Here is a 22080-nt window from a genome sequence, read left to right on the forward strand (position 1 = left end):
CGATAGCTCAATAAATCCAAAAAGCAGCCGATCATTGAGATCTGCTGCTTTTTATTAATAGCTAACGGGTAGGATTGCTTAACAAATAAGTCGAAGACATTAGGTAGTATAAAAAAACAAGCTGGGTATAAATAGAGGGGTGAGCCCTATATGATTCGAACCTATCAATACTACGCAATTTTTAACATTGCAGATGATGGGATTAACGTTACATTTCCCGATCTTCCTGGATGCATTACCTTTGGGCATTCTGTTGAAGAGGCACTAATCATGGCAAAAGAAGCACTAGAATTATTTTTAGATGGAGAACCAAATGAAGATATTCCACTTCCTCAAAGAATAATGCCTCAATTGTTAAACCCTAAAGATAAAGCATATTTAATTGAAGCGAATATGACTAGTTAACTGTACATAATTAAACAAAAATCCTGTCTAGGGACAAGAACTTGTCCAATTACTGATTAAATGTAAATCTAATCATTGGTAGGGATATTTGTCAATGCATTACGTAAAGGAATTGTACGAAGTGAAGGTGAGGCAGGAATTAAGAGACTATCCAATCAAGGTGTTAAAATAGGTAAGACATGGTACCAATATGAACTAAAAACATATCAAAAGTATTTGGTGATTATCGTTTCTATGGAAACTGGGATGAAAAATCAGGTCAGGTTAAATTTACTTATCGGTAAACATAAAACAGAAAAATAACATTAGAGGAGTCTATTATGGATATACAAGGAATAAAAGATTTTGTCCAATTGTATAGTCTAGAAGAACGAAGTTACGTTGGTTTTTGGAAATATTTCAACAATTATAAGAAAGAATGCAGTCAAGAATTTAACGAAGAATTCCCGGATTATAATGAAAATGACGTAGAGTTGTTTATGGATAGTGTTTCTCTTCGTATTACTAATTGGCCAGATGATGGTTATAATCATGTAGTTACCACAATTAGAATGCACTACAAAGATTCGTATGCTGCATTGTACCAAATGATATTTAATTTGTCTGGAGAAGTAGAGGACGATCACTTGTCTCTATAAGGTTTTAAGTCAATCCGTGAAGATATAGTATAGTGAATCATATGTGAAAAAACAGCCTGCAGATGAGGAATTGTAGGGTCCGTTCGTAAAACATTCCTAATACCATTGAACCCTATCAAGAGTTCAAAGGTTTTTCTTATAAAAGGCAATATATAGTGTCAGGTGTATTACACCAGAATGCCCACTAATTTGTTGGTATACTAACAACAGAGAGAAAAGGTTTGATGTCGCGGGACAAGAACATTGTACCATTGCCGAAAACAAACAACGATGGAATAGTGGTTTGAGATTGTCTATAATTGCGGTTTTGGATTTATTTAAAATTCAAGGTTTGTAATTCCCAACTCCTCCAAAAAGGACTAATAAGCCATTAAACTAACAGGAAAAGATAGTTCATCAAATCTGACAGTTCAGAACTTTATTTTCACATTCTGGACTGTCATTTTCTTTTTCATGGGATGAACGATGTGAATTGAATCCGCAAGACAATCTCCTCCCTAAACTCTAAATGATACGATGTTTTGAAGAATTCCCATGCCTATTGTCACACGAAAATTAAAAATCTTCTGTCCAGGCTGTAACGAAATTCGGCCTCCGTAGTCATATAGTCGTAAGGACGTGAGAATGTGACCACCGATTTTGAGCAAATGTACGCTGAATACTTCCAGCCCGTATACACCTTTGTGTTATCGCTCAGCCAAGATGCCGCCGTCGCCGAAGAGATTACGCAGGATACCTTCTTCAAAGCAATGAAGAAAATCGATTCGTTCCGAGGCGAGTGCAAAATGAGTGTCTGGCTCTGCCAAATCGCCAAAAACAGTTACTTTTCCTATTTGGACAAGCAGAAGAGGCAGGCGCCTACAAACGAACTAGACTATTCAGTGCATGCCGGCGAAACGTTCGAAGCAACGCTTGCGGACAAGGAACAGGCGTTCCGCATCCATCAGGCTTTGCACCGGCTCGGCGAACCATACAAGGAAGTGTTCACCTTACGGGTGTTCGGGGAGTTACCGTTCGCTCAAATCAGTCTGCTGTTCGGGAAAACCGAGACCTGGGCAAGAGTGACCTTCCATCGCGCCAAACATCAATTAATCGCCAAGCTTGAGGAGGAACAGACATGAGCACCGCCAAATGCGAAATCATTAAGGATTTATTGCCACTCTACGTGGACGAGGTGTGCAGCGAGGCAAGCCGACAATTCATAGAGGAACATCTCGCGGCATGCGATAGTTGCCGGTTGGCGCTCGCGAACATCGAAGTCGCATTGCCGCTGCCCCCGTCGATGCTGGAGGCGAACCGCCTCGAAGGGACGGCTCTGCAGTCTCTCTCCGCGTTATGGAGCCGTGCGAAGCTGAGAGCGTTTCTGAAAGGGGCTGTTATCGCGGCTTCCTTCTGCGCAGTCTTGCTGCTCGGGTACGTTGGTTTGTTCCAATGGAACACTCGACCCGTCCCTTCCGACGTCATCCAAATCTCGGACGTGTCCCGGCTGTCGGACGGCCGGATCGTCTACCACGTGAAGATTACAGACGGGTATGATCTGAACCGAACCAAGTTCGAAACCGACGAATCCGGAAGATTTTACGTCACCCCGGTACGTCCCATTTTAAAGAAGAAACCGATCACCGAAGTGGGACTGTTCAATATGTACTACACGTTCGGCGAAGCGGAAAACAATGCTTACCAAGCGAATCACGGTAACGGCAAAGCCATCGAGGCGCTGTACTTCGGAAGCGAAGAGGATCCTGTACTCGTGTGGAAAAAAGGAATGGAACTGCCGCCTGCGAGCGCCGAAGTCGAAGCTCATTTCGCGCAGGACAACTAATGAACTAACGGGAAATGATTACGTAATAAAACCAAGAAAGCAGCTGATCACTTTGATCAGCTGCTTTAATTCAACTAACGGGCAGGCCACTGGAATAAAAAGGGGTTTGCATTGATGATATAGAATTATTTTGATGACCAATATTTTTGAGGTGAGATTAAGTAGTGATAAACATACAGCCTATAGATTTGCATAGCGTTAAAGACGGGGAGATTATCAACGGACTTATCTACATCACTGATTACACACCAAAGACAGATGCGGCAAGTAAGGCACCTATATACGGTACTTGTCATTACTACGGTAAGACAATAGGTTTCAAGATTTGTGACGAGTACCTTCAGAACAATCTCAACATCAACAACCTTGTAGGGGCTATTGCCTTGATTAAAGGCAATGTTGATTCCTACAACGATAAAATCGAGTTGACATTAACAGAAATAAACTTCCAGCACGGTGTAACGGATATCAATATCTTTTACAAGCGAATAGATGTGGAATCAGTTTTCAAAAGTTTCGTGCAATTTGTAAACAGTAACCTCACTCAGCCCGCTGCAACTCTATTATTCGGCATTTTTCAGAAGGAAAATTTGTTCGATCCGTTCAAGGTTACTTGGGCGGGGGCGAAGATGCATGACGCTCAGATCGGTGGTTTGATGAACCATACGATGAAGATGCTTCGTCTTGCTAAAACCTTGATCGAAAATGATTCTCGACTAGCTCCTTGGGGTGATTTACTCTACCTGAGCATTATCCTTCACGATATAGGTAAGGTGTTAGAAATTGAAGATGGTGTTTACACCGAATTGTCCTATATAAGTCACAGGGTTTTTGGTGCTGAGATCACGATGAGAAATAAAGATGAAATCGTGGTGACGTTTGGCGAGAAGTTTTATTACGATATTATTTCAGTTCAGTTGGGGCATCACGGTGAATTTGCCGATAAGCCAGTAACCATTTGGGCTTACATAGTTCACCTCATTGACATGCTTGAAGCTCACACTACAGGATTCTTAGACAAGTTGGAGAATGGTGACTTTAAGACTAAGAATGGTCAGAAGACGGTGTATGTCAACTCGGCGAATCTGGTCGTATAGAAGGCGTATCTGATGTATCGATAGTTAAGTTACCTTCATTTCTTCCCCTCTGGCAAATGATGTTGGAACGAAAGGGTTTGGTAAAGACGGGTTAACTAAGAGACCGTTAATAATCTTATGTATCAATACTTTTGAGCTTACAGGCTGGATAGCGACCGGCGGTGATTAACTTGATAGTTGAAATTGATGGTTATTTTGAAAATGTACTTATCATCGGCAAGAAATGTTCAATTTCGGAATTAAAAAAGAAATATAAAATAGCCAAAACTCGTTGTAAAGACATAAGTAAATTTACAGATATTTTTTGTAGGATGTTTCAATTTGAGCGTCTACCTTCTTCACACGAAATAGATGATAGGCCAGATGTTGTAATTGATACGGATACTGACCGTATTTATGCGCCAAGACATTGAACTAACGGGAAACGATAGCGTTAAAACTAAGAAAGCAGCTGATCCATGTGATTAGCTGCTTTTTGTTCAACTAACGTGCAGGTTAGTTGAAAAGCCATGAGTAGTCTGCGGATTAGCAGGCGCTTTATTTTTTTCGGTAACAAAAGTTAGTTTTGATGCATTCTGAATCGGTTTATTTATCGATGCGCTTGGAAATAGTCACAAAAGCAAGTTGGAACCGCCAAAGTTTTTTACTAAACTGTGAGTCTTTCAACTATTTTAACTGCTATTTCTTCGCATGAAAGAACTTCATTACTAATTGTCCGAAGTAATAACTTTCTTCCCATCTCCACTAGAGGTATTTCAATTGTAGTAATATTCATAATTTCAACTATTGGTTGATTGTCAAATCCTATAACTGCCGTATTGAAATTCCCTTTTCCTTACTACATGTAACTATTCCTGCAGCTACTTGGTCGTTTGAAACCAATAAAGCTGAGGGAGGATTATTCAGGTTTATTAATTTTTCAACAATCTCGTGCCCATCCTCGAAATCATAATAGTCTGAGAAAATATATTCAGATTCAAATGGTTCGTTGAGCTTTCTTAAAAAATCCCTATAGGCTGATATCCTTTGCACACCGTTCGTTCCCACTTTTCTCCCTACGCAAATGCCAATCTTTCTATGACCTTTAGAATACAAATACTCTAAACCCTTGGAGAAACTTTTATAATGATCCATATATATTGAAGAAACATTTTTGTCTCCCGTATTTTCACAAAAGATGATTGGTCCATAATTTAAATAGGTATCTATAACATTCCATTCACAAATTCTGGAACAGATAATCAAAGCGTCTATTTGCTTTTGTTTTAACATATCTAACGATTCAATTTCCCGACTCTCTTCATAATTAGTCTGGAATAGAACCATCTTATAGTTAGAATTCAATGCTTCGTTTGCAATACCCTCTACGATCAAAGCAAAAAAAGGATGATTAAAAAATGGGATTGCAACACCTATAAGAAAGGTTTTTCCTTTACTTAAATGGACGGCATTTATGTTTTTTTCATATTTGCTTGTCTCAATAGCTCGTCTAACCGCTTCTATTTTTTCTAAGCTTACATACGGCTGATTATTAATTACACGGGATACGGTTGTAATTGAGACGCCGGCCATTTTTTCTCCTTTCAAATTTTCCATGCTTGCTCTGAAACGGGTTCCATAATCTAAGCTTTTATCAATGTATAAAAAGTTTAGGAGGAACTTGTATGGGTCTAGTGTTGGGCATGTTGAGTTTAATCTATATGTGTGCTTGTATCTTGATTTTAGCATCATTTGCTATATCACTACATGAAAGAAAGTCGGAAACAGATAACAAAAATGACCCTTTCAGTTATTTATTTGAAGTTTACAATGAAAAATAATTACTTGAATCGTGTCAATTTATATTTACTATAAATAATTTTATGAAAAGAGGAAGAAAAATGAGCGATAAACAAGTAACTCTACATGCTTTTGAAACAGATTACATTAAAGAACTGCATCACTGGTTGAATGACTCCGTTTCTATTTCCATGGTTGGAAGAACTCCATTGAACTATGAACAAACTCTGAATCATGTGGAGAAAAAACGTCAAGACGGAGATCTGTTATTAGCTATAAAAAATGAAGAAAAGCGTCTAATTGGATGGGTTTTTCTTCAAAATATAGAACTTGAACATGGTAGAGCAAGTATTGGTATCTTGTTAGCTCCAGAAGCTCGTGGACAAGGTTATGGAGAACCTGCTATGAAGCAAATGCTTGACATTGGCTTTAAGCAACTACGTTTAAATAAAATTTACTTAACAACAAGAGGTGTTAATGAACAAGCTATTAGTTTGTATAAGAAAGTGGGATTTTGTGTGGAAGGGAAATTAAGGAAACATGCTTTTTTTGAGGGAGAGTTTCACGATACGTATATTATGGGGGTTATAGCGTCGGAATGGGATTGAGTTTTTGTGTTGAATCGCTAAGCCTAATTATTTATGCTCTAACGTTTCTTTCACTAAGGTACTGAATTCTTATGGCTTAGCCTCTATCCTAGCTTTAGTTAAAATTTGGCCCGTCAAGCATGAATTGCACCCCAATTGTTAGACGCCATCTAGCAATTGGGGTGGTCCGTTGAAGCTCTCGAAGCTGAATTAGAATGTTTACGCATGGAAAACGCCTTCTAAAAAAGTTGAATGCCTTCCTATGGATTAAGACTTGAATTCACGGTGGTTGCATTGCTAACAGATCGTTGTTCCGTAATTCCAGAATTCGCCTCCAAATTAAGGCTTTTGCAAAGTAACATTGCTCCGATCCCGTACGATTGTTTCCATGATGATCTCCTGTTTTCCTTTCAGGTATTTATCAAAGAAGGCCGTCGACAATTCGTTAATATATGTCTGTACAAGTTTTGGCTCAGCACCTCTCGGCGGCAGTAATGGGGAGAATAGATAAAAGTCCGTGAAACTCATATGGTTGGCATGGTCAAAAACGACAAAGTAAGAATCCTTTCCCATAGCTGCTTTTTTTCGTCTTTGCTGGGACTCGGCCCAAAATCGCTCATAATGGTCCCGGTCATGATCGGAAGCTTCAACGGCTTGATCCAGAGATTGCGCAAACCATTCGTAGTCGATGCTTTGAGCTGCATTCATCTGCAAATACGGTTTATCGAAGCCATGCTCGGGAACGGGCTCGCCGTAAAGGACTCCGTCCATATTCAGAGCCGCTTGGATTCGAGAATCCTTCATCAGCATCTGGGCTGCTGTTGCACCACCGAATGAATGGCCGAACACCCCGATTCGCTTCATATCCACTTTTCCCGAGAGAATTCCAGACTGTGCTGACGAGGACATGGCCTCGATATGATCGAGAACAAATTTGGTGTCATCAACCCAATAGCGGGTCTTCGCTTTATAATCTTCAAAGCCCGATAAACCTTCCAATTTGAGCAGAGCCGTTGATTGATCAGGATATATAACGGCTGCCGCATCGTAAGGATGATCAATGCCGACCACGATGTACCCCTGGCTGGCCAGCTCCTCCACCTGAAATGTGTTTTGGTTACGAAAACCGGTTAGACCTGGAGAAAACAGCAGCAGCGGAAAGCGTTCCTGCTCAGATGATATTTTGGCATCTGTATAAGCATGTGTTTTTACATAACGAAGTTGAGAAAGTAAAAAAGGCGGCATAGACACGGCTTCCCGAAGACCAGATAATACAACAGGCACATTCTCAATATAATCTGCATTTGGTGCCTCCGAAGCACTTTCAGCAGGGTACCATATCTGAACCATGAGCTTCCGGTGATCACCGGGGTTGTCTGTTTCTGGTTCGCTTCTCGTGACGTCTTCCATGAAGAGCGTGGTCGTTCCTACTGGAAAAGAGCCAGTTGGTTCTGAGAAGGCAAAGACCGGCAAGATGATTGGCAAGAGGGCTGCAATGCTGGTATAGACTGCCAGGAGCAGAATGACCACAGCTTGTTTCAACCGCGTTTTTGTCTTAGAGACAGAGGTTTTTAGGATCGATTGATCTGATCTTCCAGCTCTATACGACTGTAAAGCCATTAAACCGATAATGAGAGTCGATCCGTATAGAGGAATATTTTGCCAGCGGTAGCCTTCAAGAAGGATCTGAATTCCTGCACATAACAACAAAATTCCGGCACCAGTCGTTTGCAGCAGGGCTCTTTTGGGGAGACGAAGGAAAGCACAAACGAAGAGCAGAATCGTATTCACAATGAGAAGTAGCACTTCAATATTTCGCATAAAGCCTCCTAAATCATGTATTGTAATTTAAAGATTACTACATGTAACTGTAAAGATCCTGTAGCCAATCTTACATGATCCTTACAAATGAATTGTAGAGAACCTCAACCGATGATAAGCATGTATAGTAATGGTAGGAGAAATTGCTAGTTTGGAGGAAAGACAGAAATGAATCATAACCCAAACCTAAACATGACACGCACGATCTTGATCGTAGACGACGAAGAAGATATTGTGGAACTGCTGAGGATTTTCCTTGAAAAGGAGAATTATGCTGTGAGGGAAGCGGCAATGGGGAGGAAGCCTGGGTCCTCCTTCAGAGGGAACATATAGACCTTGCACTAATCGATATTATGATGCCTGGAATGGATGGCTATCAGTTAATTAGCCGTATTCGCGAGAAGCTGAGGCTGCCAGTCATCATCGTTTCGGCCAAAACCGGGAATGTAGACAAAGTTACAGGACTTGGACTTGGCGCGGATGATTTTATAGCGAAGCCTTTCAGTCCGATTGAAGTCGTGGCGCGCATCCAAGCACAGTTGCGGAGATATTATGACCTCCTTGGCGCTCAACCGGTTGCTGAAATAAAGCCTGCGCGAAGTATATGCGGTTCATTACAGTTGGATCATGAGTCCTGCATGCTGTATCGAGAGAATCAGAGCATTGTGCTCGGACCGTTGGAATATAAGCTGTTAAACCTGTTCATGAATGCTCCGGGACGAATCTATACCAAGAAACAAATCTATGAAGCGGTATGGAACGAGCCTTACCTTGAGGATAGCAATACCGTTATGGTACAGATCAGCAGACTTAGGGACAAGCTTGAGGATGATCCCAAGCATCCACGCTATCTTCGGACCATTAAGGGATTGGGATACAAATTGGTCAGCCAGGAGAGCGGCGAATGAAAACACGCAGCATGCATTCAAGCCTAATGATCAATTATGTCTGGTTTACCATCATTTTTGCTTTAATCTGTTATCTGGTGTATAGCGCTATGTACGGTGCTCGGGATGGATACATGAACCGAACTTTGCCTTTGGTGGAGGCGGACAATTTGGTTCGGGAGCATTGGGAGGATATTCCCTATGAAACTGTAGCGTCTTTAGGTGGTTATGTGCAGGTTCTGGATGAAAATAACCGTGTCGTTTTTTATCGGGGACGTGCAGATGCAGAATATCCTAAAAGTTATACGGAAGAAGAACTGCTAAGTCTATTCTATGAATCTTCCGATTCAGGTTATTACTCCATTGCACCTCAATTTACGAAAACGGGAGCAAAGTATCATTTGCTAGTGGCCATACCCGGAGGAATGCTCATAAAGGGAAGCAGAATGGTCAGAACAGATTGGGAACAGACTGCGTATTTTGTCAAACTTATTGTGACTGGATTGGTTGTGTTTGTTGCAGGGTTTTCTCTCATTCTCTGGTTATACAGCTGGATTACCGCCAGAAAGATAACCCTCCCACTCCAAGCGGTCTCGAATAGACTGGCGGAAGTTTCAGAAGAGGAGCAAGGGGAGCACCTTCAAATCAAGGCCAATAGGGAACTGATGGAAATTCAGCTGAATTTCAACCGGATGACAACCAGGCTGAAGAAAGCGCACGAGGACAAGCGGCGGCTGGAAAATGACCGTACACGTATGTTAATGGACATTTCGCATGACTTGAAGACCCCCGTTACCACCATTCAGGGATATGCGGAGGTCTTGCGTTTAGGACTGGAACAGGACGATCTTCAACGCAAAAAGTATGCGGGGCACATTCACCGGAAAGCCCTTTTTATTGGTTCTCTCGTTAATGACCTGTTGGAGCTGACCAAGCTCGAAAACGCCTCGTTCTCTTTTGAACGTGTGAAAGGCGATCTCGCGGAGATCTGCCGTACGGAAGCCGCCGATCTGTATGACTCCTTTGAGCGGAAAGGCATTCATTTGGATGTTACGATACCTGATAAGCCGGTCATATTTCATTTTCATGAAGGCTTAATAAGAAGAATTATTCATAATTTGCTCGCGAATGCGTTGAAGTACAATACTCATGGAGCTCATGCCTCGCTTACCTTGGAAGAAAGAACGGAAGGTTTGCTTCTGACCGTGGGGGATGATGGTCCAGGGATATCGGCAGACTTACTGGAAACGGTTTTCGATCCGTTTGTACGCGGAGACCGGGCGCGCCCCAATGACGGGGGGTCCGGATTGGGACTTTCCATCGTGAAAGGCTCGGTTGAGAGGCATAACGGAGTCGTCTGGGTGAATCGTAAGGCTAAGGGTACACTGATTTCCATTTACTTTCCTTTCTGAGAATGCTGGCACATTGAAATAAGCCCTAAGCTAAAACAGTCCTAAAGCTTACGGGCTTATCATTTGGCTTGATTACCTTGGTTTATTCTCTTGGCGAATTTCACCTAACCGCTGCTGCAGCTGATCCGCATGGGAGGACAACTCAGGTTCGACGGACAAGTCGCGGAGCAATGCTTGGATCAGAAAGGCCCGCGGCACTTCCTTGTTCATCTCTTCCTCCAGTAATTTCGCCACTTGCTCTAATTCACTTTTTCTGACATTAGGGACATACAGCTCAGGGATGATCGACTGTATGGTATGAAGTAATGAAGACATTCTTGCCGAGTTTGTTGGCACAAGGGACTCCAAATCTACCGCTTCATATTCCTTCATAAGCTCGGTTGTCAATAAAGCCTGCGGAGAGGTCTTAACCAATCCCTCAACCAAATCATCCATGCGTTCCGCGATAAATAAGGCCAGTTGTTCGATGTGAATCGGTTTGAAGGCGAATAACAGATGAAAGGTATATTCACGAACTAGACCGCTGAACAGAGAGGTCACATCCCACTTCCATTGCGAGATGGCTGAACCATACTGTCTTGATAACAGGTTCTCATAATAATTGAACATCTGAATCTGGATCTGTTGAATAAGGGAATACACATTGTCGCTGCTCGCCGGGGGAAATTCAGTATAGTCCCGGGAAATGTAATAGCCGTGACGGCTAAAAAATTGAAATAAACTTGTGATCTCGGCCAGATAGGTTTCCCGGCGGGGCAATGCAAGTTTTCGAATTCGCTCTACCTCATCCATCATATATTGCTGACGTTGCTTTAAAATGCAGATAAACAAATCTTCCTTGGATCCGAAGACCTTGTACAAGGAGCCTTTGGCAATGCTGCAATCGTCAGCGATATCCTGAATGGACGTCGCTCTGTAGCCCTTCTCCATGAAAAGACGGACGGCGGATTGGATGATCTTTTCTTTCAATAAACTCATGCTAATTCTCCTTATCACTCATTACGGATATCGGGCGTTATTCCTTTCCAACCTCCTTGCATAAGTATAACCAATATTCGACGAGCAAAAAAGAAGATCCCGCACAGGAAAACGATATCCCTTTGAATGCAGTGTATGGCTACTGATCAAGCTGGCTACAAGACGTATTTAAATGAAGGCAACCCATAACATGAATATCTGCAATAGTGCCAACACATAGATGATCCACACAGCAGTGTCCGACCATTTCCGGATCCAGAGCAAAAGCAGCATGATGCCTGGAGAGGAGAATAGGCCTATCCATTTGCTGACAAACCTGTCCGCATGTCCATTCATAAAATGGATGGGGATTTCCGATGGAGAAAACCAGACTGCAATCATGGCAGCAAGCAGCGCAAGCGCAGTTACCATAACGGGAGTTTTCGGATCGAAGAGAAATTTTATCATGTAGCTGTATCCTTTCTTTGCATCTCACTCATAGAGGTATGTTCTTTCACTGGTGTCTGCGTTTTTTTCAAAAATAAACCGAGCACAAGTCCCAGTCCCGCAATGCATGCAGCCATCCAGAACGTGTCGCTGAAGGCGGCGATTGAAGCTTCAGTTGTAGGCATATTACCTTCCATATTGGTTGTAATATGCGACGAAAGGTATCCCGTGAAACCAGCAATGGCAAGTGATGAAACCACCTGCTGAGAAGCACTCGTAAGCGGGGTAACCCGGCTGACCATACGAGGGGGCGTTGCATTCAATACATAAGTATTGAGTGACATCATGGACAGGCCCATGCCAGAACCGAGAGCAAACAGAATTATCATAATAAAGGCGGGTTCCTGCTTCGTGCCAACCAGTGCCATCGTGCACAGCCCTCCGGCAATAAGAAGCATCCCTAATGTCAGAGGCGGTCGTACTCCAGTCCGATCGAACCATTTACCCGCAAGCGGCATGAAAATCATGGAACCGACCGCTTGAGGCAACAGATGCAGGCCTGTATCCAGCGGGCCGAGTTGTTTGACTTGCTGAAGGAGCAACGGGAACAATAGCACGGTGCCGAATAGTGCTGTTTGCATAATCCAAGATGTCAGGATTCCGAAAGTGAATGGAGCGGATCGAAATACGCGCAATTCGAGGAGAGGCTGTCGCTGTAACAAACACGAAATCACGAAAAGCACAAGCAAAACAGCACCGACAGATAAGCCTAAGAAGGCACGTGAAGAAGCAAGGCCCATACCGGCTTCGCTGAAACCATACGTCAAGCAGGCGAAAGCAGTCGGACCGAGAATCATTCCCACGGTATCCAATGATGGATTGCCTTGAGCTTGAAAGGCGGGTAAGTGCGTCATTCCAATCCATATTCCCAGTAATCCGATCGGCAGGTTGATCCAGAAAATCCAATGCCAGCTCACATACTCTACTAACCAGCCGGATAATACGGGTCCGAGGGCGGGAGCGAGCAGCATCGGAATGCCTAACATGCCAATAATAGACCCGCGTTTGTCCGGGGGTGCCAGGCGATAAACCATAGCCATCCCAATGGGAGAAACCATGCCTCCCCCCAGCCCTTGAACGATTCGAAACAAAATCAATTGTCCAGGCGTTTGTGCGAATGCACAAAGAATGGAGCCAAGCGTAAAAAATGCTATGGAAGAGAGGAACACTCTCTTGGCGCCCAATTTGTCCGATAGCCATCCAGCCAAGGGGATGACTGCCGAGAGCGCCAAAGTGTAGGCGGTCACTGCCCATTGCATGGTTTGAAGTGTTACACCGAATTCGATTACCCAGGTTGGGAGAGCTACATTGACAGCGGTGCTATCTAAGATCACCATAAATGTTCCTATGACAATCGCAAATAACGGCGGAAGGTAGGGAAGAAGCGAAAAGGAACCTTCCTTGCGAGATTCATTACTCAAAGACGGTTGTGACATATACGTAAACCTGCTTTCTTATGAAAATGATTAGGATCAAGTTGAGCCGGCTTCAACTTACCCCAAGGAGCAGAAGCCCCTATGAACCAATTGGTTTTATTAAAAACTATAAGGTCGCAGATTCATCATAGCGTTCAGTAAGATGCTGTGTCAATCCTTGAATACAATATAAAAATTAATATTTTGAACAATAAGTTCTTTACAAAACTAATAAGTCACACTAATATGATTGTTGAGTTTCAACAGAAAATGCTCGTATATAACTAAAAACTTTTGGATGGTCAGAAAGTAGGAACGCACATGAAGAACAATAATAACAATAATCTAAATTCCGCCTCCCTGTCTCACTTCGACGGATTGAATAATTTCAGGGATTTTGGAGGTTATGCTACAACCGATGGAAAAAGAGTAAGAAGGGGAATACTATTTCGTTCGGATGAATTGTCGAAACTATCGAAAGGAGATATGGCACGGTTCGACCAGCTTGGTCTCCAATTAATCTGTGATTTGAGGACAGAAACAGAGCAAAAGTCAAACAAAAGCCGCATGCTGAACAAGGGAACACCAATTGCAAATTTGACGTTGCAGGATCAGAGTCAGGCGTTTACGCGCCTTGAGTTCATGAAACATCTGATCTTTCATGGAGACGGGCTTGATTTCGAGAAAACGATGAAGGACATGTATCGTCATATGGGGACGAGCGCTCAGTCAACGCTCAAAGAGCTATTTGGGTTGCTTGCCAAAGAAGGAAATCTTCCTGTTCTTATTCACTGTACTGGGGGAAAGGACCGAACCGGATTTTTGGCTGCAATCATCCAGCTTCTTCTAAAGGTTCCGTACGAGAACGTCATGAAGGATTACTTATATTCCAATGTACGAATCGGACCCCGTATGAAAAAAGCAGAAAAAATGATTCGTCTGATGAGTTTATATCGCGTGCCTTCTGAAAGAATCAAGCCAATGCTGGAGGTGAGGCGTGATTATCTAGAGGATGTGCTTCAGGATATTCTCGGCAGACATGAGAACATAGAACATTATTTGGAACAGGAATGTGATATTCCCGAAAGCCACATCGTACGTTTCAAGTCGTTTGCGCTTGAGAATGCTTAAAATCGTGATGATATATTCTTGTTTAAACTTATCAGTACTAATACGATGTCACTATTCTTTTATGAAATTGGAATGATATGGAATAGGAGGTAGACGAATTGCCAAGTATATCTTACTCCAGTACAGGTGACACCCCGTTTCAGCAATTGTTGGGTCACAATGAACAGATTCTAAAGAACTGGACCAAACTTGAACAGTCTTTCTATCAAGATGGTGAATTAGATGGTGATTTAAAAGAACAAGTTCGCCGCACGCTAGCATTCGGTAATGGATGTAAGTACTGTCAGGCTAAAGGAAAGGCCGTAATGGATCAAAAAGATTCAAAGATCAGCCTTGCGGTGGGTTTTGCCGAGCTGTTTCTGAACCATCGTTCCTCCATTAATCAGGCGACATTTGATGTGTTGAGACAAGAGTTTTCAGAGACGGAGATTGCCGAACTTTGTTCGTTCGTTTGCTTCACCACAGCATCCCAAATGTTCGGGGCAATCATGGATTTACAGCCTGAATAATGGTCTCTTATTCAATCTAGAATGAACTGGAGGAGAAGAGTAATGAAAGTAACTACAAAAAAAACGTTATCTAGTCTTGTTAAAACTAGTGTTGCAGCAGCGCTATTCTTATCGCCAGCTTCTGCATTTTATGAGATTGGCTTAGGCCATGTATCAGCCGCATCAGCAGTTAATCATACATCTATAAATCTGAAACCGTTTTGGACCAAAACGGTAGGAGACCCGAATAAAATAAATACTAGGGCCACATTATTGAAGAATGATCTATATTATACCGTTGGCAATACGTATATTGCGTTTGACGCCCTTGCTGGCAAGACCCGCTGGACAGTTCAAGCCTCGGCAGTATCCCAGACGGTAACGGATGGTCAATCGGTATGGTTTACGGATGCAAAGGGACAACTTCTAAAGCTGAATGCCAAATCAGGCAAGCTGCAATGGAAAGTCCAAACGCAAGTAAGTCCCAAAAAGGGAGAGCGGTATTCAAATTATAGCCTACATCTGGCCGATGGAGTGATCTATGTCGGGGATGAATATGGATTGACGGCATACCATGCTTCCAACGGAAAGGTAAAGTGGAAAACAAAAAGTAACAATCACGGATTCAACCTTCTTCAAACCGGAGATATGCTTGTGGTGTCTACTACCATCTCAGGTGCGTTGACGACGAGTGGATTACAAGGAATTGAGGCAAAGAGCGGCAAAGTAAAATGGACACTAACCGATGGAAATCATCAGGATATTCTTTACTCAGACGGCCAAACGTTATATTCTCGCGATGAATCGAGCGGCATTGATGCTGGTTATGCTGCAAATATTGACGAAATTCGTTTAAGCAATGGAACTGTAACGGCCACCCGGTCGTATGTCCCGGTAGATTTTGTGGAAATGCAAAGTGCATCCGATGTTGTCTCGGATGGAGATTACTTTTATATCATTGGAAGGTACGATGACGAGCAAAAGCAAGCCGTGATTTCACGTTTTCCAGTGGATGGCCGCTCCGGCGAAGAGCCTGATAAAACTTACACCTTCGATGCTCCAGTAGTGGATTGGTCATTCGCAAACCGTGATGGTGTTGCATATATCAGTTTGAATAATGGAAAACAAATCGCTTTAGATACGGAAAACGGCAAAACTTTAGCTGCTGTACATTACAAAGGAAATCCATTATCAACTCTCGTCGGACAGGACGTGATGATCATCCAGCACGGAGCCAATATTAGTGGTGTAAAGGTAACATCGCCGGTCAATAGAAAATAATAGATCGTAGCGAGAACGATGTACGAACTTATGCTAAAACCGTTAGAGTAACGCAAATCCTAGGAACTCGCAGATAGGCTCTACGATAGACAAAGTCGCTAACTAGCGGCTTTTTTTATTTCTAAACCATCCATATCGAATTCTTTTAACAGATCAAATCTGTGGACATTCTTTTTTTCGCGAATGTCACATAACGCAATATTCAGCACGTTATAACAAGTGAGGACAGGGCAAAGGGAGGTGATATTATGGATTACTTAGTCCCAAAGACAGAAGAGTTGATACAGAATATTGAAGCCATCGTGGAGGATGCCAAAAAAGGAAATAAGGATGCTTTTGTTGTCATCATTCGTGAGTTTGAGCGTCAAATCTATACTTATTGTTATTACATTTTGAAAAATCGTGAGGAAGCTGAAGATGCATTACAAGAGGTCTTTATAAAGGTGTATCGGTCGATCCATAAATATGAACAACAGGTTTCATTCAAATCATGGTTGTACAAAGTGGCTTACTACCATTGCTTGGATATGTCCAGAAAGACAATTCGGCTAAAGAGAAAGACCCTATCACTCCAAAATGAGCTTCAGTTGATGGAAGAGCATCGCCAAAGCGCAAATGTAGCTGAGGTAGAAGAACTGCTTATGAATTTGAAGAGAGAAGAGAAGAATCTCGTGCTGCTGAGAGCAGTAGAACAATACAGTTTCGAGGAAATTGGACAAATCATGGACTGCAAACCAGCAACGCTGCGCAAGAAATATGAACGAGTTAGGCGAAAATTAATTCAACAAAAAAAGATTAAGGGAGGGGTAACCCATGAACAACAAATGCTCAGAACTCAATGAAGAAGAGCAAATATTACAAATTAGAAGAACGGTAAAACAGATTAAGATGCCGCAAGAAAGCTATGCTAATCAAATTATGGAGAGGTTGGATCGTATGGAAAACAGAAGGAGAAGAGAACCCGTTCAAAGAGGAAGCTGGAAAAAGAAGACGCTTGTTAGCATGACATCTGCAGCTATGCTTGGGGTGCTGGTGATGGGTAGCGGCTTCGTGTCGCCTGTTATGGCAGATGCCTTGAAAAACGTACCTTGGATCGGTAACGTATTCGAATATAATGCTGACAGCAGCTTGAAACAAGCCAGCACAACTGGGCTGACGACGTTGCCGAACCTAACCGTAACCAAGAATGGGGTAACATTAAGCATTAAAGAAGTGATGTTCGATGGAACGCGGCTTGCTTTTGCCATTGAACGTCAGGGTATTGATGACGAAAATATGATTTCACTCTATCCGCCCGAAGGAGCTACCGACGAAAATGGAAAGCTTATTCCGACCACACCCATAGAGCTGCAAAATAAAGGTTATCTCGCGATACCAGATATCGAAATTGAAGAGCATAGCAAGTTTTTTGGAAGTTTCACTGACTATGTAGGCAAGACGCCAGATGGACAAAACATACCAAACATGGCTATGTATGAAATAACGAAGGGATTGACGGAGAAAAATCTTCCTGAAAGTTTTGATATGACAGTAAAGCTGAATGTAAGTGGAATTCAGGAGCCGTTTGAGTTTGTCGTACCAGTCAAAAACTTGGCGAAAGATTCTATTGTTCTTCATCCCAATCAAACGCAAAGCAACGGAGAGTTCAGCTACACAGTCAGTCAGGTAGATCTGACTTCGGTAACCACGCGTTTGGTTCTGGACAGTGAAGGGAAAGTACCTGAAACACCGGAACAGACTGGTGATTTAAGTGCAACCAAAATGTACTACGACATCGTGGATCAAGACGGGAATCAGGTACAGCAGAATATAGTTGGCTACTTCCATAGCAGCCCAGGCACCAAATATCATGAAGACGAGACATACAAGCCGTTTGGCAAAACACCAAAATCCATCACTATCAAACCGTACACGCTGACCGTGAAAAAAGATTGGAGCGTGGTTTCAGATCACGAGGGACAGTCGATTAAAACCTATCACAAAGATCTGGAAATGACGATCCCGATTGTTCAATAATAGGATTGGTTTGAGGTGATTCTAACCCTGTAGGAGTATGAAAAATTATTATTTGTCACAATCGACGAGTTCATGATCGTTATATAGGTGTAAAACAAATTAAACAATATGGAGGGAACATAATGAAAAAGGTTTACAAAGTACTAAGCTCTGTAGCGTTAGCAGGAATCATTGGTGCCACTACGTTGGGATATTCTCAAACACCGACAAGTGCAGCCAGTGTCGATAAAACGGTCTCTGCAACTGAAAAAGCTGCAACAACTGCACCTGCTGCGGCAGTCAAGAAAGCTGAGCAAACATTAAAGAAAATAACAGGCACTGCCTATAAACTTGACCAAAGTGATTTCTTAGGTGGGACGGAATGGTCCTATTCCGTTAAAAAATCCCCTAATAGCTATGTTCTTATTGATGCAAAAGGGAAAATTAGTAGTGCTAGCATCAGCACTGGTAAAATGACCTACCACATCCAAGAGGACAAGCTCAGTCACACTTCCGAGTCAATCCAGCTGGAAACGGTAGACTCTTCAGTACAACGTGCTGTGGATGCTGTTTTCGATAAGATGGAAGGTGTGGAGCAAGGCAAGCTGAGCGGTGTCTCTCTTATTAAAAAAGGTGCTAAGCAAGTGTATGAGTTCATGTTCGTGGACGGTGAATTCGGGACGTGGATCGAGATCGACAAAAAGACTCTAAATGTTCAAAGTGTAAACGCTAGAGCCTTGGCAGATGATCTGTTTGAGAAGGATCAGGAGGTAATTGATAAATATGAAAAAAGCATCAAAGCCCTCACCGAAAAGGAGCTACTAGCACAAGCAGCAGAACAGGCCGAAGCTTGGCTTGGTGTGGATCTGACCGGATACAAAGCAACAAAGGGTGCTTTCCCATCTGACCGCGTTGTTTTTGAGAAAAAAGGAGCCCCTACCATTGTAGGTAACTTCAATTCAGACGGTCTGTTCTACTCCATTGGAGTGAAATACCTATAATCCTGAAATTTTTCAATACGTGAAGTGTCCATGGGGACTAACCCCATAACGTGAGAAAAATGAAAACACCTTCAAGAAAATGTAGCCATGTCCTGAGATTTGGAGACAATTTTGGAGGTGTTTTTTCTATGGCAGTAAAAATCAACCTTATTTTTGACGGAAATGACAAAGAGAGGTTGATGGTAAAAAGACCAACCTCCCTTGAAATCCCTAAAGCCATAGAGGTCATGTACTCTAGAGGTAGATCTCTTGAAGCAGACGAGATGTTTTACTCTGTTTTGTCCTTATGATGAATCTATATAACTGGTGTCGAGGGACAAGAACATGGTCCTATTGAAGTGGCTATTTTAGCGGCTTTTTTACTATACCGGTACAAGTTCTTGTCCTTCATTTCATTCAACTAACGGGCAGGTTAGTTTTAATACTACGGCGTGAAGTAGTTAGCCGATTGATGCTACGATGGTGAAATATAACTTAAATAAAATATTGATTCAAATGAACGTTAATCCGAATTGACATGATATATTATTTGTAAAATTTATTAGCCGTATAATTTTACAATTATATATCGTCTTATATATAAGAGAAGTTTTAGGAGGGAATCAATGAGTATGAGTGACGACTTATTATCAATTAGTAAGCAGATGCAACAAATTAATTATGCTTTTAACAAGGTTATTCAACCTTATCGAAGTACACTCTGGAATTATTGTTTGAAATTAACGGGTTCACCTTGGGATGCTGAGGATTTGCTACAGGAAACATTATTAAAATCCTTTTCATCCCTTAGTAGAGTTGAGCAAGCGTTAAATCCCAAAAGTTATATATTTCGAATTGCAACCAATACCTGGATGGATAGCATTAGAAAGAATAAATTAGAGACAGTGGAGATTCACCCTGAGAACACTTATGCAGAGAAGTCTGTGTCTTATAGCGACTTATACGATGCAATAGACACAATGGTACAAGTACTACCGCCTAAACAAACTTCAGTCCTATTATTAGTTGATATATACAATTTTACTGCAAAAGAGGTAGCTGAAATTATTGCTTCTACCGAGGGAGCTGTATATTCTTTGTTGCAAAGAGCGAGAAATAACATGAAGAAATTGCATAGTCAACATAATAAAGAAGATGAGTTAAAGCACATTCCCTTGTCTGGGGAGAAAAAACAAGTAATAAAGGAATATATGGACTCGTTTGTTAATGGAGACTTTCAAGCCATTGGAACAATGTTAGCGGAATATGCAACAAATGAGGTAGTTGGCAGGGGATTGGATATCGGAAAAGATCAGATTCGTAAAAACTCAATGGGAGACTGGGCAAGCGGTGGCACGAAACAGAATTTATCCTCCAGTTATATTGAACTTTGGGGAAAAGGAGCCATCGTTTTTACTAAAGAAACGGAAAGCGGCCCTGTCTTGTGGGATATAACTACAGTTGAAATTAATGATAACTACATTGTTAAACATCGAAGTTATTATTTTTGTAAAGATCTTCTTCTATGGGCCGCAAATAAGCTCCAAATAAAAATGGATGAAGATAAAGATTTATACGGATATAACTGGTAGAATAGGTCCAACAATTATAATGAGAAAGTTAATTAATAATACATGATATTAAGCTAACGGGAAACGTTAGCACAATAAATAATAAGAAGGCAGCTGGTCTTTGTGATCAGCTGCCTTGTTCAGTTAACGGGCAGTGTACTCAATAGATTGATGACTCTTGTATACATATGACCCTTCAGAACGTTGTAAAGATTGAAGGGAGGTTGGAAGTGGATAATGAGCGGATGTTGCAGCTAATGCAGAATAAAATGAAGCATATTCAGCAGTACTTGATTCGCTTGGGAGCGAGCAGGGCTGACGCCGAAGATATTATTCAGGACACGGTATATAAAGGGCTCCTTTATCTTGATTCCATCGTGCCAGAAAAGTTCTCAGCCTGGCTATACCGGGTAGCGCTCAATCGATACTATGATATGCTTCGCAAGCGAAAAAGAATTGAGTGGTTGGATCAAGAGCCAACCGTGGAAGGTAGTGAAATCCCGGAGGAAATCCTGTTGCGTAAGGAACGGAGAGAAGAGATTGAGCATGTGATGGATGCACTGAATCCAATCTATAAGCAGTTGCTCATTTTGAAATACGAGCTTAATTTCAGTTATCGAGAAATCTCCGATCTGGTAGGTATGCGAGAGGAGATGGTAAAGACATATTTATTTCGGGCGCGCAAGCAATTTCAGAAAAAGTATGGAGGATTATACGATGAATGATGAAAAGTCAAACTTTGATGATGGAGCTGAGCTGTCGTTACTAGTTAGAAGGGCACGACGTCGAACGATTTTAAGAAACATTAGTATTTCGTTTGCAATTACGCTATTTATTCTTACCGGAGGGTGGTTTTTAAATTTACAATTGCAGTACAGAAGTTCAGACAATGCGCTGCGTGACATTGAGAAGCTCAAAGCAATCAGTGGTCCCAACGAGTATGTTTTAGGTTCTCAATTTGACTACGGCTTTCTTCATGGAACCCTTGACTATCGAACGTATAAGCTTGTAGAGGGAGTACCGGTCATCTGGGGTGAGGAAACATACGAATTTAGTTCATGGGGTAGTTTTTCACGCCCACCTGGAGATTATTCTGACTTGCAACTTCCAGACCCGGTCATGAAAGAAAAGGGATTTAAGTATGAAAGACCCTTTAATCGCTACAATGGTGAACGGGAGATGATGTTCTACCTTCCACTTGTGAAGTACGAGAACTATCTTAACGAGCTTCCAAAGCTTAATGAGATGGATGAACAGAAGTTGGTTGAGTTGGGTATCTCCCTCGACACGAATTATACTGTAAAGCA

Annotated in this window: 23 protein-coding genes and 1 pseudogene; 19 read left to right on the plus strand and 5 right to left on the minus strand. The window is 42.0% G+C overall.

Annotated features, from left to right (window positions below):
* Nucleotides 1-150: 150 nt before the first annotated feature.
* The 6 genes from HP552_RS03640 to HP552_RS03665 all read left to right on the plus strand — a co-directional run bounded on the left by HP552_RS03640 (nt 151) and on the right by HP552_RS03665 (nt 4375).
* Nucleotides 151-405 carry a type II toxin-antitoxin system HicB family antitoxin gene (locus HP552_RS03640; protein ID WP_175394278.1) on the plus strand — a complete coding sequence of 85 codons (255 nt, stop codon included), beginning with the start codon at nt 151-153 and terminating at the stop codon, nt 403-405.
* Nucleotides 406-725: 320 nt separating this feature from the next.
* On the plus strand, nt 726-1043 hold the full coding sequence (locus tag HP552_RS03645) for a hypothetical protein (RefSeq protein ID WP_175394279.1): 318 nt from the start codon (nt 726-728) through the stop codon (nt 1041-1043).
* A gap of 626 nt (nt 1044-1669) precedes the next feature.
* Entirely contained in the window at nt 1670-2164 is a 495-nt protein-coding gene (locus tag HP552_RS03650; RefSeq protein ID WP_312884197.1) for an RNA polymerase sigma factor, read from the plus strand.
* Nucleotides 2161-2865 carry a zf-HC2 domain-containing protein gene (locus tag HP552_RS03655; RefSeq protein WP_175394280.1) on the plus strand — a complete coding sequence of 235 codons (705 nt, stop codon included), beginning with the start codon at nt 2161-2163 and terminating at the stop codon, nt 2863-2865. The genes HP552_RS03650 and HP552_RS03655 overlap by 4 nt, the downstream gene beginning before the upstream one ends.
* A 164-nt stretch (nt 2866-3029) precedes the next feature.
* On the plus strand, nt 3030-3962 hold the full coding sequence (locus HP552_RS03660; protein WP_175394281.1) for an HD domain-containing protein: 933 nt from the start codon (nt 3030-3032) through the stop codon (nt 3960-3962).
* A gap of 161 nt (nt 3963-4123) precedes the next feature.
* Nucleotides 4124-4375, plus strand: coding sequence for a hypothetical protein (locus HP552_RS03665; RefSeq protein WP_312884198.1), 252 nt, complete (start codon nt 4124-4126; stop codon nt 4373-4375).
* A gap of 391 nt (nt 4376-4766) precedes the next feature.
* On the opposite strand, the gene HP552_RS03670 is transcribed toward HP552_RS03665, so the two are convergent.
* Nucleotides 4767-5558 (minus strand): substrate-binding domain-containing protein, encoded by a 792-nt coding sequence (locus HP552_RS03670; protein WP_312884199.1) that lies wholly within the window; start codon nt 5556-5558, stop codon nt 4767-4769.
* A gap of 284 nt (nt 5559-5842) precedes the next feature.
* Between HP552_RS03670 and HP552_RS03675 the strand changes: the two genes are divergently transcribed.
* Nucleotides 5843-6349 carry a GNAT family N-acetyltransferase gene (locus HP552_RS03675; protein ID WP_175394282.1) on the plus strand — a complete coding sequence of 169 codons (507 nt, stop codon included), beginning with the start codon at nt 5843-5845 and terminating at the stop codon, nt 6347-6349.
* 318 nt (nt 6350-6667) lie between these two features.
* Here the strand turns inward: HP552_RS03675 and HP552_RS03680 are convergent, their stop codons facing one another.
* Nucleotides 6668-8149, minus strand: a complete 1482-nt coding sequence (locus HP552_RS03680; RefSeq protein WP_175394283.1) for an alpha/beta hydrolase family protein — start codon at nt 8147-8149, stop codon at nt 6668-6670.
* Nucleotides 8150-8341: 192 nt separating this feature from the next.
* Between HP552_RS03680 and HP552_RS03685 the strand changes: the two are divergent.
* Together HP552_RS03685 and HP552_RS03690 are read left to right on the plus strand one after the other, a co-directional pair.
* Nucleotides 8342-9057 (plus strand): annotated as a pseudogene (locus tag HP552_RS03685) (response regulator transcription factor).
* Nucleotides 9054-10448, plus strand: coding sequence for a sensor histidine kinase (locus HP552_RS03690; RefSeq protein WP_175394284.1), 1395 nt, complete (start codon nt 9054-9056; stop codon nt 10446-10448). Before HP552_RS03685 ends, HP552_RS03690 begins: the two are co-directional and overlap by 4 nt.
* Before the next feature lie 72 nt (nt 10449-10520).
* On the opposite strand, the gene HP552_RS03695 is transcribed toward HP552_RS03690, so the two are convergent.
* The 3 genes from HP552_RS03695 to HP552_RS03705 all read right to left on the minus strand — a co-directional run bounded on the left by HP552_RS03695 (nt 10521) and on the right by HP552_RS03705 (nt 13348).
* Entirely contained in the window at nt 10521-11426 is a 906-nt protein-coding gene (locus HP552_RS03695) for a TetR/AcrR family transcriptional regulator (RefSeq protein WP_175394285.1), read from the minus strand.
* Nucleotides 11427-11594: 168 nt separating this feature from the next.
* Nucleotides 11595-11873, minus strand: a complete 279-nt coding sequence (locus HP552_RS03700) for a DUF1648 domain-containing protein (RefSeq protein WP_175394286.1) — start codon at nt 11871-11873, stop codon at nt 11595-11597.
* On the minus strand, nt 11870-13348 hold the full coding sequence (locus HP552_RS03705; RefSeq protein WP_175394287.1) for an MDR family MFS transporter: 1479 nt from the start codon (nt 13346-13348) through the stop codon (nt 11870-11872). The genes HP552_RS03700 and HP552_RS03705 overlap by 4 nt, the downstream gene beginning before the upstream one ends.
* A 300-nt stretch (nt 13349-13648) precedes the next feature.
* On the opposite strand from HP552_RS03705, the gene HP552_RS03710 reads away from it, so the two are divergent.
* From HP552_RS03710 to HP552_RS03755, 10 genes are all read left to right on the plus strand, one after another.
* Nucleotides 13649-14458, plus strand: coding sequence for a tyrosine-protein phosphatase (locus tag HP552_RS03710; protein WP_175394288.1), 810 nt, complete (start codon nt 13649-13651; stop codon nt 14456-14458).
* A 98-nt stretch (nt 14459-14556) separates the two neighbouring features.
* Nucleotides 14557-14967, plus strand: coding sequence for a carboxymuconolactone decarboxylase family protein (locus HP552_RS03715; RefSeq protein ID WP_175394289.1), 411 nt, complete (start codon nt 14557-14559; stop codon nt 14965-14967).
* Nucleotides 14968-15009: 42 nt separating this feature from the next.
* Entirely contained in the window at nt 15010-16227 is a 1218-nt protein-coding gene (locus tag HP552_RS03720) for an outer membrane protein assembly factor BamB family protein (RefSeq protein ID WP_175394290.1), read from the plus strand.
* A 248-nt stretch (nt 16228-16475) separates the two neighbouring features.
* On the plus strand, nt 16476-17069 hold the full coding sequence (locus HP552_RS03725; RefSeq protein ID WP_175394291.1) for an RNA polymerase sigma factor: 594 nt from the start codon (nt 16476-16478) through the stop codon (nt 17067-17069).
* Nucleotides 17041-18243, plus strand: a complete 1203-nt coding sequence (locus HP552_RS03730; protein WP_175394292.1) for a DUF4179 domain-containing protein — start codon at nt 17041-17043, stop codon at nt 18241-18243. Before HP552_RS03725 ends, HP552_RS03730 begins: the two co-directional genes overlap by 29 nt.
* Before the next feature lie 122 nt (nt 18244-18365).
* Nucleotides 18366-19223 (plus strand): hypothetical protein, encoded by an 858-nt coding sequence (locus HP552_RS03735; protein ID WP_175394293.1) that lies wholly within the window; start codon nt 18366-18368, stop codon nt 19221-19223.
* A 128-nt stretch (nt 19224-19351) separates the two neighbouring features.
* A complete protein-coding gene (locus tag HP552_RS03740; protein ID WP_175394294.1) occupies nt 19352-19513 on the plus strand; it encodes a hypothetical protein in 162 nt (53 codons plus the stop codon).
* A gap of 315 nt (nt 19514-19828) precedes the next feature.
* Nucleotides 19829-20794, plus strand: coding sequence for an RNA polymerase sigma factor (locus HP552_RS03745; protein ID WP_175394295.1), 966 nt, complete (start codon nt 19829-19831; stop codon nt 20792-20794).
* Between the two features lie 209 nt (nt 20795-21003).
* The gene (locus HP552_RS03750; protein WP_175394296.1) at nt 21004-21498 is read left to right on the plus strand and encodes an RNA polymerase sigma factor; all 495 of its coding nucleotides are present in this window, start codon (nt 21004-21006) and stop codon (nt 21496-21498) included.
* A partial coding sequence (locus HP552_RS03755) for a sigma factor regulator N-terminal domain-containing protein (protein ID WP_175394297.1) occupies nt 21491-22080 on the plus strand: 590 nt, incomplete at its 3' end. The genes HP552_RS03750 and HP552_RS03755, both read left to right, overlap by 8 nt.

Source organism: Paenibacillus xylanilyticus, from assembly GCF_013359935.1.
GTDB lineage: Bacteria > Bacillota > Bacilli > Paenibacillales > Paenibacillaceae > Paenibacillus > Paenibacillus xylanilyticus.